11 protein-coding genes are annotated in these 15,469 nt (G+C 67.8%); 5 read left to right on the top strand and 6 right to left on the bottom strand.

Features of this window, described 5'->3' with window-relative positions:
* Positions 1 to 144: 144 nt before the first annotated feature.
* Positions 145 to 2,646 carry a hybrid sensor histidine kinase/response regulator gene (locus tag ACVPT3_RS02290; RefSeq protein WP_492042605.1) on the bottom strand — a complete coding sequence of 834 codons (2,502 nt, stop codon included), beginning with the start codon at positions 2,644 to 2,646 and terminating at the stop codon, positions 145 to 147.
* A 193-nt stretch (positions 2,647 to 2,839) separates the two neighbouring features.
* On the opposite strand from ACVPT3_RS02290, the gene rpsT reads away from it, so the two are divergent.
* Complete coding sequence (gene rpsT / locus ACVPT3_RS02285; protein ID WP_492042604.1) at positions 2,840 to 3,109, top strand: 30S ribosomal protein S20; 270 nt, start codon at positions 2,840 to 2,842, stop codon at positions 3,107 to 3,109.
* 476 nt (positions 3,110 to 3,585) lie between these two features.
* Positions 3,586 to 5,043, top strand: coding sequence for a chromosomal replication initiator protein DnaA (gene dnaA, locus ACVPT3_RS02280; RefSeq protein WP_492042603.1), 1,458 nt, complete (start codon positions 3,586 to 3,588; stop codon positions 5,041 to 5,043).
* Positions 5,044 to 5,078: 35 nt separating this feature from the next.
* On the opposite strand, the gene ACVPT3_RS02275 is transcribed toward dnaA, so the two are convergent.
* Genes ACVPT3_RS02275 through ACVPT3_RS02265 form a run of 3 tightly spaced genes read right to left on the bottom strand, consistent with a single transcriptional unit; the run spans position 5,079 to position 8,405 of the window.
* Positions 5,079 to 5,906: an RNA methyltransferase gene (locus ACVPT3_RS02275; RefSeq protein WP_492042602.1), complete on the bottom strand. Its 828-nt coding sequence runs from the start codon at positions 5,904 to 5,906 to the stop codon at positions 5,079 to 5,081.
* Between the two features lie 10 nt (positions 5,907 to 5,916).
* Positions 5,917 to 7,386 (bottom strand): tetratricopeptide repeat-containing sulfotransferase family protein, encoded by a 1,470-nt coding sequence (locus tag ACVPT3_RS02270; protein ID WP_492042601.1) that lies wholly within the window; start codon positions 7,384 to 7,386, stop codon positions 5,917 to 5,919.
* The gene (locus tag ACVPT3_RS02265) at positions 7,386 to 8,405 is read right to left on the bottom strand and encodes a phospholipase C/P1 nuclease family protein (protein WP_492042600.1); all 1,020 of its coding nucleotides are present in this window, start codon (positions 8,403 to 8,405) and stop codon (positions 7,386 to 7,388) included. The genes ACVPT3_RS02270 and ACVPT3_RS02265 overlap by 1 nt, the downstream gene beginning before the upstream one ends.
* Before the next feature lie 228 nt (positions 8,406 to 8,633).
* Between ACVPT3_RS02265 and ACVPT3_RS02260 the strand changes: the two genes are divergently transcribed.
* Entirely contained in the window at positions 8,634 to 9,278 is a 645-nt protein-coding gene (locus ACVPT3_RS02260; protein WP_492042599.1) for a DUF4168 domain-containing protein, read from the top strand.
* Positions 9,279 to 9,282: 4 nt separating this feature from the next.
* On the opposite strand, the gene ACVPT3_RS02255 is transcribed toward ACVPT3_RS02260, so the two are convergent.
* Both ACVPT3_RS02255 and ACVPT3_RS02250 read right to left on the bottom strand, forming a co-directional pair.
* Complete coding sequence (locus ACVPT3_RS02255; protein ID WP_492042598.1) at positions 9,283 to 11,148, bottom strand: monovalent cation:proton antiporter-2 (CPA2) family protein; 1,866 nt, start codon at positions 11,146 to 11,148, stop codon at positions 9,283 to 9,285.
* A gap of 79 nt (positions 11,149 to 11,227) precedes the next feature.
* Positions 11,228 to 12,040, bottom strand: a complete 813-nt coding sequence (locus ACVPT3_RS02250; protein WP_492042597.1) for an isocitrate lyase/PEP mutase family protein — start codon at positions 12,038 to 12,040, stop codon at positions 11,228 to 11,230.
* A gap of 279 nt (positions 12,041 to 12,319) precedes the next feature.
* On the opposite strand from ACVPT3_RS02250, the gene ACVPT3_RS02245 reads away from it, so the two are divergent.
* Together ACVPT3_RS02245 and ACVPT3_RS02240 are read left to right on the top strand one after the other, a co-directional pair.
* Positions 12,320 to 12,886: a hypothetical protein gene (locus tag ACVPT3_RS02245; RefSeq protein WP_492042596.1), complete on the top strand. Its 567-nt coding sequence runs from the start codon at positions 12,320 to 12,322 to the stop codon at positions 12,884 to 12,886.
* Positions 12,887 to 13,053: 167 nt separating this feature from the next.
* Positions 13,054 to 15,381 (top strand): PAS domain-containing sensor histidine kinase, encoded by a 2,328-nt coding sequence (locus ACVPT3_RS02240; protein WP_492042595.1) that lies wholly within the window; start codon positions 13,054 to 13,056, stop codon positions 15,379 to 15,381.
* Positions 15,382 to 15,469: the final 88 nt, after the last annotated feature.

Raw genomic sequence — 15,469 nt, 5'->3', positions numbered from 1 at the left:
ATATCCGCGACGGAAATCATCTTTTGCCGCGTTGAAGACTGTTGCGCTGAACTGAGAAACAGCTGAGCAGCAAAGGTCGTAGGCGGGCGGCTGGCGCCCGCGACGCCTCTCCATCGAAGTGGCCGACCCGATCCACTGCTGGTTTCAAGCAGCGACGGGCCTCTTCGACCGCTCGACCGCCGCCATGGCCGCTCCGACGCCGTCGAGCAAGGCGGCGAGGGTGACGGGTTTAGACAGATGCTCGTCCGCTCCAGCGGACCGCCCGGCCTCGACATGTTCCGGAAGGGCGTTGGCAGTCAGCATGATGATCGGCGTGCGCTCACGCTGCTCTTCCTCTTCCAGAGCACGGATGGCCGCAGCGGCGGTCAGACCGTCCATGACGGGCATCTGCATGTCCATCAGCACCAGGTCGAAGCCACCCGCACGAAACGCCTCCACCGCCTGGAGGCCGTTCTCCACCGCCACCAGTTCGGTCATGCCGGCCAGCATGATCTCGATGACCTTGCGGTTCGCCGGGTGATCATCGGCGAGCAGGGTGCGCGCTGGAAAAGCGGCCTCCTCGCTGTCGGCCTCGTCTTCCTGCTTCGGCGCCCGCTCAGACTGCCCCGCAGGCTGCAAGGGAATTTCGAACCAGAACTCCGCTCCGTCTCCAGGAGAGCCTTCGCAGTCCAGGACGCCACCCATCAGGGCGACCAGATCCTGTGAGATGGCCAGCCCCAGGCCGGTGCCGCCGAAACGGCGGGTGATTGATCCGTCCGCCTGCTGGAAGCGCGTGAAGATGCGCGACTTCTGTTCCGCGTCGAACCCGCAGCCTGTGTCGCTGACGACAAACCTCGCTCGTCCCTCGCCGGCCGTTTCGACCGCGACCGTTACCGCACCGGCGTCCGTGAACTTCAGTGCATTGGAAATCAGGTTCGACAGAACCTGACGCAGGCGCACCACATCCCCCTCCACGGCGGCCTCCAGGGCGGGCTCGACCTGCACACGCAGCGCCAGGCCCTTTTCGTCAGCGCGCGGCCGGTACAGGGCCGCAGCGCCGCGCACCGTATCGCCCAAATCGAACACCGAGCGCTCCAGCACCACCTGGCCCGCCTCGATCTTCGCCGTGTCCAGAATATCCGACAGCAGGCGTTCCAAGGTCACGCCAGACGACCGGATGACTTCGACCATCTCGCGCTCGCGCGCCGCCAGGCTAGCGCGGGACAGGGCGTCGGCCATGGCCACGACTCCGTTCAGAGGCGTGCGGATCTCGTGGCTCATATTGGCCAGGAATTCCGACTTGGACCGATTGGCCTCCTCTGCACGCCGCCGCGCGGCGCGCAAGCTCCGGGCCTGGCTCCACATCCACACCAGGGCGGCGACGGCGGACAGGACGAAGATGACGGCGATGGTCAGGACCAGGCCCTGGAGTTTCGTGTTCGACCGCGCGGTGTCGAGTTGAAGGCGGCGTTCCGCGAGCTTTTGCTGCATGTCGCCGGTGACCTGGCGGATGCCGGCGCTGAAGCGGCGGGCGTCGGCCACGGTTTGCGCCCGGCTGTACTGGCGAAGCTTCGCATAGGCTTCCGGCGCCCGCCCCTCTGCGAGCAGCAGTTCGGCCTCCACCCGGGCGATCTCGGAGGGGCCCTCCTCGCGGAAGCGGTCGGCGGCGGCGAGGCTGCGAATCCGCGCCAGGTCCCGCCGCGCCGCCGCGATCTGTCCCGTCTGCGCGCGCGCGAGGGCGCGCGTCGGAAGCAGTTGGGCCGCCAGGAACGACGCCTCCCCCAGGCCTTCGCCAAAAGGTTCCAGACACCCCAGCACCTCGAGCGGCGCGTCGGCGGCCTCCGCCACCATCGCGCATAGCCGGGCGTCGTAAACGGTGAGGCTGGGCAGATTGGCGCGCATCACCAGCCTGTTATGGGCCTGATACAGACGCTGGGCCTGTTCGACGTCGCCCAACTGGATTGAAAGCCGCGACAGATTGTAGAGGGCGTCGAAGTCGGGCCGGGGATAGGCCGGATTGGCGAAGTCGATCTCGAACCGCCCGAAGGCGGCCGTGGCCCCGTCGATGTCGTTCAGCTTCATCAGGCCGATGCCGGTCATCTCCCACAGACCCGCCCGCGCGACCGTGGCATAGGGGGCCTTTTCCGGGATCAGCGCGTCGGCGTCGGCCAGCAACTGCAGGCCTTCGCCGATCCTGTCCCGATCCATCAGCGCGAGCGCCCAGATGCGGATGGCGTGGACGCGAGCGAACCAGTCGGGCTCCATGGCCGCCCGCAGGCGCATTTCGTCGGCGGCGGCGGTCTCGCCCTGGTCGTAACGCAAGGTCAGCACGTTCAGCTGAGCGATCTGGACATAGCGGCGGTCGCCCTGATGGCGTGCGGCGGCGAGCAGGCGGTCGTTCCATGCCTCGGCCGTGTCGAACTCGCCCTGGTTCAGGAAGATCCAGACGACATGATAGAGACGTTGCAACCCCTCGCGATCGTTGCGACGCATCGCCTCCTGGCCGAAGACCTCCAGGGACCTGAAGTCGGTCGCGCCCGCCCGCTGCTCCACAGCCCGGGCCAGGTCGAGCGGCGTGCGCGCAACGTCCGTCTGCGCCGCGGCCGCCTGAGCGATAACGCCCGAGGACAAGACGGCGAAGACAAGGAGGAGGACTGATCTGAACATGCGGCTTCCGGTTTGACCGCAAGCTGACATGCCCTTCGTTGAATAAGCCTTATCGTGTCATGGAGGCGATCCTGTGCGATCCACGTCAGACTCCGCGTTGACCGCCCCCGGGCTTTCGGCTATAGGCCCGCCCTCTTGAGATTTCCGCGCCGTGGACGTGTGCTCCGCGGCGTTTTCCGTTCGAAGGTTTGAAATGGCTAACAACCCCGGCGCCCGCAAGGCGATCCGCAAGATCGAAGCGCGGACCGAAGTGAACAAGGCGCGTCGTTCGCGCGTCCGCACCTATCTGCGCAAGTTCCAGGAAGCACTGGCCGGCGGCGACGCCGCCGCCGCCAAGACCGCCTTCGTGGAAGCCCAGTCCGAACTGATGCGCGCCGTGTCCAAGGGCGTCGTTCATAAGAACACCGGCTCGCGGAAGGTGTCGCGTCTGGCCGCCCAGCTGAAGAAGCTTTCGGCCGCCTAAGCCCTTTCGGGATTTCCCGACCACGGAACGGCTTTCGTCGTTTCGTTATGGGATTTTACTATGATCTCAACGGCGAAGGGGCGAATGCTCCTTCGCCGTTTTGTGTTTTTCCGTTAACTCTCTTTACGCACGAATACGGACTCCGGGCAGGGGAAATCATGAATTTCCCAAGCAGGATTAGCGTTTGACGGAGTCAAACAATTTAACTGCGAATCGACCAACGAATCAGCGTTGACCCTACCGGCTCGCAGCGTAAGTTTTGGCCTCTAACGCACTTCCATCCCAACACGGATGAAGACGGCGCGGGACGATAGTTTCGCGTCGGCGGGAGATGTCTGTTCAGGAGCTCGGCCCCGTCCGAAAAGCATCGCTTTTCGGCGCAGGAGAAGTCGTCCCTGAACCATCCTCCTGAAGTGCCGAAGGTCGGAATGGTTTTTGAAGCGGGTGGCGAAACAATGGTTGGGGGTGCGACGGCGATGGCGGGCGGTGCCAGCGGATCGAACATGACGGATCCGGACCGTATCTGGACTGAAGCCTCGGTCCGCCTGCGCGCGGAAATCGGCGATGGACCTTTTTCGTCCTATATCGCGCCGTCCGCTGTCCGAGTGGATTCAGCCGGCCAGCTGATCCTGGTCACCCCGACCGCCTATGCGCGTGACTGGGTCCGCAAGAACGCCCTGCGACGGATGAACGAGCTGTGGCTGGGGCTGGACGGCCTGAACCGCCGTCTGGACGTCCGCTGCCGCGCCGAGGTCGGCTCCGCCCCGCCCGCCTCCGCCATTCGCGCCGGCAATATCGTGGACGCGACCCCGCGCCTCACCGCCCTTTCGTCGCCGACCCTGACCACAGCCGCCACCGTCGCCCCGGTCGCCGACGGGGCCCGCGCCGTGCGCGCCGCCGGTCTGCAGGAGCGCCTGACCTTCGACAGCTTCGTCGAGGGTCAGGGCAACGCCTTCGCCCTGGCCATCGCCAAACAGGTGGCCAGCTGGGCCGACGGCCATTTCAACCCGGTCTTCTTCTGCGGCCCCTACGGCTACGGCAAGACCCACCTGCTGAACGCCATCGCCTGGGAGGCCCAGCGTCTGCGGCCCGAGGCCAAGGTCGTCTATCTGACGGCCGAACGCTTCCTGTCCACCTTCGTCAAGGCGATGCAGGACCGCTCGACGGCGGCCTTCAAGGAAAGCCTGCGCTCGGCCGACATGCTGCTGCTGGACGACGTCCAGTTCGTCGGCGGCAAGACGAGCACCCAGGAAGAACTGCTGTCGACCCTGACCGCCTTGATCGAGGACGGCAAACGGATCGTCTTCTCGGCCGACCGCGCCCCCATGGCCCTGACCGAGGTCGAGCCGCGCCTGCGCAGCCACCTGGCCGCCGGCCTGACCTGCCCGGTCGAGGCAGGCGACCGCGAGCTGAAGATCGCCGTAGCCCAGAACCGTCTGAAGGCCCTGTCGGCCCTCGGCGTCGTCCAGGGCGAGGCCAATCCCGAGGTTCTGGCCCAGCTGGTCGACCGGACGCCGGGCTCGATGCGCGAACTGGAAGGCGCCGTGAACACCCTGGCCGCCGCCGCCGGATCGCGTCTGTCGACCGTCTCGGTCGACGAGGCCTCCACCCTGCTGGGCGCCGCCCTGCGCGGCGGGCCGGAACGTCGCATCACGGTCGACGAGATCCAGAAGACGGTCGCCGACCACTTCAACCTGAAACAGGCCGATCTGCTCAGCGAGCGCCGCACCCGTTCGGTGGCCCGCCCGCGCCAGATGGCCATGTACCTGTGCAAGCAGCACACGACCCGCTCCTACCCCGACATCGGCCGTCGCTTCGGCGGTCGCGATCACACCACCGTCCTGCACGGCGTGCGCAAGATCGAGGAACTGATGGGTCAGGACGACCAGATCGCCCGCGACGTCGAGGCCCTGACCCGCAAGCTGCGGGGGTGAAACCCGCCCCCTGGGGAGGCGCGATTGCTCAGCCCCTAGCGGTCGCCGCTCGGAGGCTTGCCAGCTGAGGGCGTGGCCGCCCGTTCAGCCGCCAGCTTGGCCAGGACGCGCCCCCGGCCCTTGGCCAGGGCGTGGATGGCGCCGCGCATGGTGGCGACCTCCTGTTCGGAGAAGGCGGCGCGGCCCAGCATGACCCGCAGGTTCTGGCTCATCGAACGCTTCTTCTCGGGCGGATAGAAGAAGCCGCCGAGCTCCAGCTCCGCCTCCAGATGTTCGTACATGCCGACCAGCAGGTCGTTCGACGCCGGCGGCTCGCTGTCGCGGAAACGGGGCGGCGGGGCGTCCAGGATCAGGGTGCGCCACTCATAGGCGTTGATCGCCACCGCCTGGGCCAGGTTCAGCGAATGGTGTTTCGGGTCGATGGGAATGGTGACGATGCCGGCGCACAGGGCGATGTCGGTCGTCTCCAGCCCGGCCCGCTCGCCGCCGAACAACAGGCCTGTCTTCAGGCCCGACGCCGTGTCGTCATAGAGGATGCGGCCGGCTTCGCGCGGGGTGCGGACCGGCTGGCGCGTCTCGCGCGGGCGGGCTGTGGTGGCGAAGACGGTGTTCAGATCGGCGACGGCTTCGGCCACGCTGTCGAACACCCGCACCCCCTCCAGCACCCAGTCGGCGCCCGAGGCGGTGGCCCAGGCCCGTTCCTGGGGCCAGCCGTCGCGCGGCGTGACCAGGCGCAGGTCGGTCAGGCCGAAGTTCGCCATCACCCGCGCCACGGCGCCGATGTTCTCGGCCATCTGCGACTTGTCGAGGATGACGGCGGGGGGTGTAAGGTCGGGGGCGGCGAATTTGGAAGAAGCGGACATGGCCGCCTCCCTACCCGTCCAGACCGTAGCGGGCCAGAGCAGCGCGCAGATCGTCCAGGTGCGGCGCATAATTCTTCCACCGCCCCGATGCGCGAGCGTACAGGGGCTCGCGCACCTGCCAGACACTGGCGGTGCGGACGGGGCCCTGGCGCTGATGGAAGTCCATCACCGACGGCTCCCACGCCAGGCCGCAGGCCGCCACCAGATCGCGCACGGCCGGCTCGCCCCGCGCCACCAGGTCGTCGTAGTCGACCTCGTGTACGTCGTCGGGCCAGACCGACTTCCAGTGCGCCGCCAGCCGTCGTTCCTGGGCCGTCCAATGGGCGGCGTGCTCCAGATCCAGCGCATAGGCCATGTCGTGGGACAGGTGCAGGAAGAAGACCGACAGGGCGTTGTCGATCGGATTGCGCACGGTGTGGATGATCCGGGCCTTGGGGAACAGGGTCTTGGCCAGGCCGATATAGAGGATGTTGTCCGGCCGCTTGTCCGTGACGACGCCGACGCCGGGCACGCGCTCGCGCACGGCGTTCAGATAGACGTCGCGGATCTTGCGCCGGCTGGCGTCGTCGAACACGCCCAGGGCCTCAGGGAAGGGATTGAAGACATTGGCGGCCAGGGTCGGCAGCAGGTCCAGCTCTCCGCCGGCGCGCACGCCGCTGTGTCCGCCCAGGATACGCTCGACGAGGGTCGAACCGGAGCGGAACATGCCGCAGATGAAGATCGGCGCCGCCTCGGGATCATCGTCGTCCAGCGCCGCCACCGGGGCCGGCGTCGCCGCGATCAACCGATCGACATAGGCTTCGGCCAGCGCCGGATCGTAGACCACGCCCTTGGCGCGGGCCAGGGCGGCGCTGGCCCGGTTGGCGGCGCCATAGGCGTCGAAGGCGGCGTCATAGTCGCCCGCGGCGTCCAGAATTCGCCCCAGGGCGAAACCCAGATCGGCCTGTTCCAGCCCCTCGGGCGTGGCGGCGAGGGCGGACTTCAGCCGACCGATCAGAGGATCATCGAGCGTCGTCGCGACCAGCAGCCCCGCCAGCCGCGCCAGGGCCATTCCATGGCCAGGTTCGACGGTCAGCACGGTCTCGTAAGCCTGTCGCGCCTCGTCGCGTCGCCCGGCGTCCTCATGCAGGTTGCCCAGGTTGAGCCAGGCGGGCGCATAGGCGGGCGCCAGGGCGAGCGCGGTCTTCAACTCCGTTTCGGCCGCGTCGGGCCGGTTCAGATCCTCGGCGAAGATCACCGCTCGGTTCAGGTGCACCTCCTGAGGGTCGCGTGCGCCCTGGGCCAGGGCCTGGTCATAGGCGGCCAGGGCGTCGTCGAGGCGACGCATACGCCGCAGAAGCCGGCCCAGATCGTACCAGACGTCGCCCATTTCCGGTCGCTCGGCCACGACGGATTGATAGAGGACCACGGCCTCGGGGATGCGCCCTTGGCGCTCGAGGGTCGCGCCTTGCGCGAGGCGGACCTGGTGTGCGTCGGACATCAGTCTTCACCGACCATGGCGAGCCAGGGATCGACGGTTCCGGCCTCGACCTCGGCGACCTTCACGGCGGGCCAGCCGATGGAGGCGCTGCCCGAGGCGGTCCAGGCGGCGGCGATGAAGTCCCGCAGCTCGGCCGCGCCGGCCGCCAGGCGCTCATTGACGAAGGCCGCGCCGCGCGGATCGCTGTCGCGGAAGCCGCCCGCCTTCTCCAGCCGGTAGAAGGGGATGACTGTGCCCACGGTCGTGGTCAGATAGGCGACGGTGCGCGCCTTGACGTCGAAACCGTCCAGATCGGCGGCCGGCATGGCGGCCTCGACCGCATCCAGACGGGCGACGCGGTTGGTGAAGGCGCCTTCAAACAGGGCGTGGGTCTGGCGTGAATTGGTGAAGCCTTCGGGGTTCGGGAAGTCGCCCCAGCCGTTGTAGTGGATGGTCGTATGATGGGGCTGGGATCCGTCGCCGACATAATGGCCCATGACCCCGATGTCGCGCAGGATCAGCGCCTCGCGACGCAGGCGATCGGCACGGTACCAGGCCTGGCGCTCCATGTTTGTCTCGCGCTTCTCGGCGGCGTTCAGCACGCGCCAGTAGGCGAAGTCACGGCCCAGGTTCTGCCAGGCGTCGATCATGGCGTAGGGCAGATAGCCGGCGTCATCGACGTCCAGCCCGGCCTTGGTCAGGGCGGCGTCATATTCAGACTTCAGGCGCGGCAGTTCGCCCAGGGTCATGCCGCGTTGGTCAAAGACGTGGCCACCGTCGTCCAGGTCGATGAAGTGGGCGGTGTCGCGTTCGCGGTCATGCGGCTGGCCTGCGCCCTTCCAGCGATCGGGCTCGCGCGCCAGTTCGCCGACGTCGGCGACGGCGCCGGGGGTCTTCAGGAAGGCAGGCAGTTCGTCCGGCAGGGCCCGCATCGCCGCCACGCCGATCAGCCTGTGTCCCGTATTGCCCCAGGCGTCGACGGTGACGGCTGGCGCGGAAAGCGCGACGAGCGCGAGGGCGGCGATGACGAGACGTTTCATGGCGGAACCTGTGGTGAGATCACGTTCGTCTAACGCATCGTTGATCGGCTCTCCAGCCTGTCATGGCGCGTGAAGCCTTGTCCCCTGCGCCCGCGCCCCTAGGTTTAGGGGGCTCCTCGTTCCTTTGGCCCAACATCAGGCTCCACATCCTGCGAGGAGCGTCGGCGTGACTGCGCCGCCGCCGTCCTGGACGGCCCCCTGTGGACGCCAGATCGAAAGGACACGCCCATGCGCGCTCCCCGTCTCGCCCTTATTGTCTCCACCGCCGCCCTGGCGACCGCCTTCGGCGCCCAGGCGCGGCAGGCGACCCCGGCCCAGAGTCCGGCCCAGACCCAGCCGGCCGCCCCTGCTCCGGCTGCGACGTCGACCACTGCGCCCTTCACCGACGCCGAACTGAAGAAGTTCAATGACGCGATCACCGAGGTCCGCGCCGTCAGCGACACCTTGAACGGCGCTCAGCCCACACCGGAGCAGCAGGCCGAAATGGCGCGGGCGGTGATGGACTCCGGGCTCGAAGTCACGCGCTTCAACGCCATTTCCAACGCCTTGGCTAACGATCCTCAGTTGGCCGCGCGGATCAAGGTCCTGTCCGCCCCGCCCCCGGCGCCCGGTTCGGTCGCCGCCAGCATCACGCCGGAGGAGCTGAGCCTCTACGTCACCGCCATGAACAAGATGCGCGATATCGCGGCGGGAACCCCCAATGACCAGCTGACGCTGCAGCAGCAGACCGCCATCGGCAATGTGGTGGGCGCGTCCGGCCTGGATCCCCAGCGCTTCAGCGCCATCGCCGACGCCGTCGCCGCCAACCCGGGCCTGCGGGCCCGCGCGAACCTGGAGCGGGCCAGGCTCGATGGCGAAGCCGCCCAGCCGTAAGCTCTCAGGTGTCGGCGGGTTCGCGCAGAGTCTCCGGCGCCGCCGGACCCGCCTCGTCCTCGTTGAGCAGACGTCCCTCGCGACGGGGCTTGATATAGGGCACAGGCTGGGGCGTCGGCATGTTGCCGCGCATCAGCTGACGCCCCGCCGAAATCCCTCCGGTCAACTGGAGATCCAGCCGCGAATCGTCGCGGCGGCGAACGTCGCCAATGGTCTCGGCGGCCTCGGTTTCGGGCAGACCCAGTTCGACCAAGGCGCGCTCGCCGAACTTCAACGCGGATTCGAACGTCTCGCGGATCTGGTAGTCGACCCCCGCCTGGATCAGGCGCATCGAATGACCCCGATCAAAGGCGCGGGCCATGATCTTGGTGGTCGGGAACTCTGACTTGACCAGTTCGACGATACGGTCGGCGACCTCCGGCTTGTCGACGCAGACCAGGACGATCTCGGCCTCGTCGGCGCCGGACGCCCGCAGCGTGTGCAACTGGGCCCCGTCGCCGTAATAGACCTTGAACCCGAACTGCGAGGCGGCCTGGATCATTTCGACGTCGTTCTCGATGATCGAGACATCTACGTCCCGCGCCAGCAGGGGCTGGGACACCACCTGGGCGAAACGGCCGAAACCGATGATCAGCACCTGGCCGCGCAGGTCCTTGGCGAATTCGACGCCGTCGGCGCCTTCGGCCGACAGGACCGGCTTGGGCAGCAGGCGCTGGGTCAACAGGCTGGTCAGCGGCGTCAGGGCCATGGACAGGATGACGATGGCCGACAGCATGGCCCCGATCTGGGTGTCGAATAGTCCAGCCGTCACAGCGGCCCCATAGAGGACAAAGGCGAACTCCCCGCCTTGCGCAAACAGGGCCGCGCGTTCGACCGCCTCGTGATGCGAGGCCTTGAAGAAGCGGGCGACGCCATAGATGCCCAGCGCCTTGACCACCATGAAGGCGATCACCCCGCCGATCACCAGACGCCAGTCGGCGACCACCACCGACAAGTCCAGCGACATGCCCACGCTGAGGAAGAACAGGCCCAGGAGAATGGCCCTGAACGGTTCGACATCGGCCTCCAGCTGGTGCCGGAAGGTCGACTCGGACAGCAGCACCCCCGCCAGGAAGGCGCCCATGGCCATCGACAGACCGCCCAGAGACATGGCCCAGGCGGCGCCGACCACGACCAGCAGGGCCGCCGCCGTCATCACCTCGCGGCCGCCGTATCGGGCCAGCAGGCGGAAGATGGGATTGACCAGATATTTGCCGGCCAGCAACACGCCGCCGACCGCCGCGACCGCGAAGCCGATGGTCTGCCACAACGGCGGCGCCTGTTCGTTCGCCACGCCCAGCACCGAAGCGAGAACGGCGACGATGGCCAGAAGCGGCACGATGGCCAGATCTTCCAGCAGCAGGATGGAGACAGCCCGCTGGCCGGGTGCGCCGGCGACCTCGCCGCGCTCTTCCAGCATCTGCATGATGACGGCGGTGGACGACAGGACGAAGCCCATGGCGCCGACAAAGGCGACCGGCGCGGAAAAGCCGGCCAGCATCGCCGTCAGGGTCAGGATCAGACCGCAGAACAGCACCTGGGCCGCCCCCAGGCCGAAGATCTCCTTCCGCAGCCCCCACAGGCGTTTGGGCCGCATCTCCAGCCCGATGATGAACAGGAAGATGACCACGCCGAACTCGGCGACATGCAGGATGGTCTCAGGCTCCTGGAACAGCTTCAGGCCGAACGGGCCTATGGCCAGGCCGGCCGCCAGATAGCCAAGCACCGAGCCCAGGCCCACGCGCTTGAACACCGGCACGGCGATGACGCCGGCCGCCAACAGGGCCGCGGCCGCGCCCAGATCCAGTCCCGTCGTCGCCTCGGCCATCATGTCCCCTGGTATGCGAGCGACAATATTGGGGAAGCGAACTCGATATTGCGAGCCCTATCAGCGCACGCCGACGTCGTGATCAACCAAAGACGACGTCGATTTTCGTCAGGCCGTCTCCGGCAGGCGACATAGCCGACCAGTCGGCGGCCAATCTGTCGGCCAGGGTTTTCAAATGCTCCAGAATGGCGAGCATCGGATAGGGGCCAGTGCTGATCCGACAGGCGCCCGCCGCAAACAGCGCCGTCGCAGGCGGCGCGTCCGGCCCCGCCATCACACTGATCGGCCCGCCGACGCCATCGGCCAGACGCGCCACCACCGCGGGATCGGTCACGCCCGGCAAGAAGACGACATCCGCCCCCGCCGCCAGCCAGGCGCGGCCCCGCTCGATCGCCATCCCGACCCTGACGGCCTCGCTGTCGCCGAGCCCGAACAGGAAGACGTCCGTGCGGGCGTTGATCACCATTTCGGGCGCGGCGTCGCGCATCGCCGCGATCCGGGCCTGCTGGTCTGAAATCGATATGAGGGCGCCGGGCGATGCATAGTCCGCGTCCTCGAAATTGACCCCCACCGCGCCGGCCGCCCAGACCTGACGCGCGGTCTCCGCCGCATCGACGGGGGTTGGGCCGTAGCCGGCCTCCACATCGGCGTTCAACGGCAGATTGAGGGCGCGGGCGATCGTCGCGATTTCGCGTATCATTTCGGCGCGACCCAGGCCCTCGCCGTCACGCTCGCCACGCGCCCAGGCGACCCCCGCGCTGGTGGTGGCCACGGCCGGGAACCCGGCGGTCTGGAACACCCGTGCGCTGGCGGCGTCCCAGGCGTTCGGCAGGATCAGACCGCCTTGGCGATGCAGTTCCCGGAAGACCTGGGCGCGGCGCGTCTGATCGGTCATGCGTATCTCCTTGATGGATGTGTCATCTGACAGAACCTCCAGGCCCAGGGCTGGCGCTTTTCGGACCTGACCAGAAGATATCCCAGGCCGCCCGCCGGTCACCGACAAGGACGTCGGCGTCATGCCGTCGCCGGCGACGTTGGACACTGCGACCCGATGTCCGTCACCATCCGGCGGGCGTGCGGCGGACGGACCGGAGCGCCTTTCGCGTTAACCTAACCGTCACACGGGACGCTAACGTCCATTCGCTATCCTTCCCCAAGTTGCTGGGAGGTCGGAATGGCGCGGGCGCAGTTCCAGAAGGGTCAGAAAGTTTGGGTTGAGTGCGTCGGCGCCTGGGCGACGATCGAGAAGGTCCAGCCGGTCTGGGCCAAGGGTTTCGACGAACCCGTGCGCGTCACCTACGACGTCGGCCTGGGCCGCGAGTTCACCGCCGCTGAGCTGATGGTGGCGGTCGAGGATGCGGCCGGTGCGGAGCTGGGCGACTGGCGCGTGCTGCGCGCCCGCAACAAGTGGCAGGCCGAAGAGGACTGCCTGCACCATCCCCAGCCCGGCACCTACCCCGTTGTCGTCACCGACACGGCGGACTGGGGCGGCTGGCGGGTTCCCGGTGCGGAATATGACCGTGATCCCCAGCGGATCGAATTCCAGGCTCGGCTGATCGCCGCCGCGCCCGCCCTGATGCAGGTCGCCGAGAGCCTCATGGAGCTGGTGGCGGAAAGCCCGGATGACGCGCCCCCGGCCGTGCTGGGCCTGGCGCGCCAGGCGCGCGAGGTGCTTCAACCGGTGACCAATGTGCTGGAAACGGCGCCGACCCGGATTTCATCCCCTGCGGCGGCGGCCTGAACTTTCAGAAAGCATTAACCAAGCCTCGACAGGAATCCGCGACGCAGCCTAGATTCCCTCGCAGGTGATTTGGTTGGGAGAACGCCTTGCAGGGCCTTGAGCGGCGGCAAGAGGGACGGGGCCGACGCGCTGCCGACCGCGCCTCCGGGACCCCATCCTGGATGCGGATGGGCGTGCTCGCCGTCGCATTGGTTACAAGCGGATACGCCCTGCTACTGTCGCGTGAGGCCGCCCGTCCCGTCCGCGAGGTCCACGAGCTGCGGGATCAGAACCTGACCCTCAATGCGCGACTTGCGGCCGGCGAGGCCTCCATGCTCATGCGGTCCGCGCGCGCGGGGCTGGACGCCGGCGCCGGCGCACTCCGCCAGGACGCCACACCGATTGTCGCCGTGGAGTCGGCCCGCAAGGCCGCGCCCGCCATCGGCTTCACCCTGATCGACGCGAACGGCGACGTGCTGGCGACGCAGGGCGCCGGCGTTCTGACGGTTCCCGGACCGGAGGTCGAAGGACGGCGGCTGGAGGCGCGGATCACGCCTCCGCTGCCGACAGACGGCGGGATCCGGATCGTGTCGGGCGTCGGCGTCGTTCTGGCGTCGCCCCATGCGGACGAACTCGGACGACCGATCCAGGCGGTCCTCGGTCTTGATCCCGCCGCGCTGGCGCCGGCCGAGCTCGCGGCCCTGGGCCGCCCCCGCGGCATGGAGACCGCTCGGGGCGAAGCGTCGATCGTCGCCGCCCCGATCACCCCCGGCGGGCCCTATGCGGTGGCCGTCGGGAAAGGCCAGGTCAAGGGCGCCGCCGGCCTGATGAGCGAGGGCTGGGTCCTCGGCGCTCCGCTGGCGCTGGGATTCGGCGTCATAGGCCTGCTGCTTTGGCAAGGCGCGCGCCGGGCGCGCGCCAGCCGCGAATGGGCGTCGTCCGAAAGACGCTTCCGCATCGCGGTCGAGGCCGCACGATGCGGCGTCTGGGAATGGGACCTCGAGGCTGAGGAAGTCACCCTGTCCGACTATATGGCGACCCTGCTCGGCTTCGAGCGCGGTGGAGTCGTGTCGGCGTCCGCAGTCATGAGCCGCATCCATCCCCGTTTTCGCGACGAGGTGGGGCACGCCCTGCGTCAAGCGTCAGCCTATGGCGCTTTCGAAGTGACCTTCCCCGTGCCGGGAGATCACGGGCGCACCCGTTGGCTTGACGCCCGCGGCCAGGCGCGAGGCGAGCGGAGCGATGCCGGCTTCTCGGTCATTCTCGGCGTGGCGCTGGACATCACCGAGGCCCGTCGAGCCAAGGCGGCCGCACAGTCGGCTGAAAGCCGGCTTCGTGACGGCGTCGAGAGTATCTCGGACGCCTTCGTCCTGTTCGATCGGCACGGCCGGCTGATCCTGTCGAACCAGGCGTTCGAGGACGCTTTCGACTTCAAAGAAGGCGTGGTGCGCCGGGGCGCGGCGAAGGACGAGTTGAACCGAATTGCGGGCCTGGCCATCAAGGCCGAACACGCGCCGGCCGACGGGCGGGCCGGGCTTCGCGAGGTCGAACTGTACGACGGCCGCTGGCTGCAGCTGTCCGAACGCTTCACCTCGGAAGGCGGGTCGGTCGTCACCGCCGCAGACATCACGGCGATCAAGCGCGAGGAGACCGAACGGCGCCGCGCCGTAGAAGATCTGAGCCGGACCGTGGCCGAGCTGGAGGCCAGCCAGCAGATGCTGTCCCAGTTGGCCCGCAAATACGAAATCGCGATGACCCGGGCCGAGGCGGCCAACCAGGCCAAGTCCGAGTTCCTGGCCAATATGAGCCATGAGCTCCGCACGCCGCTGAACGCCATCAACGGCTTCTCCGAAATCATGGCTGCAGAGCTGTTCGGTCCAATCGGCGACAAGTACAAGGGCTACGCTGGAGACATACTGAAATCGGGCCAGCACCTGCTCAGCCTGATCAATGATATTCTTGACATGGCCAAGATCGAGGCCGGCAAGATGACCCTGCACTATGAGCCGGTGTCGCTTCGGACCGTGTGCGAGGACGCCGTGCGTCTGATGCGCGGAAAGGCGGAGGAAGCGGACCTGAAACTGTCGATCCAGCCTGGCGAGACGCCCGATATCGAGGCGGACCAGCGCGGGGTCAAACAGATCATGCTGAACCTGATTTCAAACGCCGTGAAGTTCACGCCTGCCGGCGGGACCGTGACCCTGTCGTTGACGCCGTGCAAGGGGCCGGCGGGAGAGGACCGCGTCCGCATCGCCTGCGCCGACACCGGAATCGGCATCGCGCCCGAGGACCTGACTCGACTGGCGCGGCCCTTCGAACAGGTCGAAGGCCAACATTCGAAGACCACCCAGGGCACCGGCCTGGGTCTGGCCCTGACCAAGGCGTTGATTGAGATGCACGGCGGCCAGCTGAGCATCGAAAGCGAGCCGGGCGTCGGCACCGTGGTCAGTTTCGACCTGCCCACGCAACGGCCAGGCCAGACGATACTGCCGATGAAGGCCGCATTCGCCGCCTGAGCGCACGCCATGCCCCTGCTCTGAGCCCGGGGAGAAACTGAGGTCTTATCGGCGTGGAGGCCCGACCGCACCGGCGCAACGGGTGTGG

The sequence above is a fragment of the Brevundimonas sp. FV1ps31S genome, from assembly GCF_058681265.1.
This window is presented reverse-complemented; position numbering and strand designations above follow the sequence as displayed.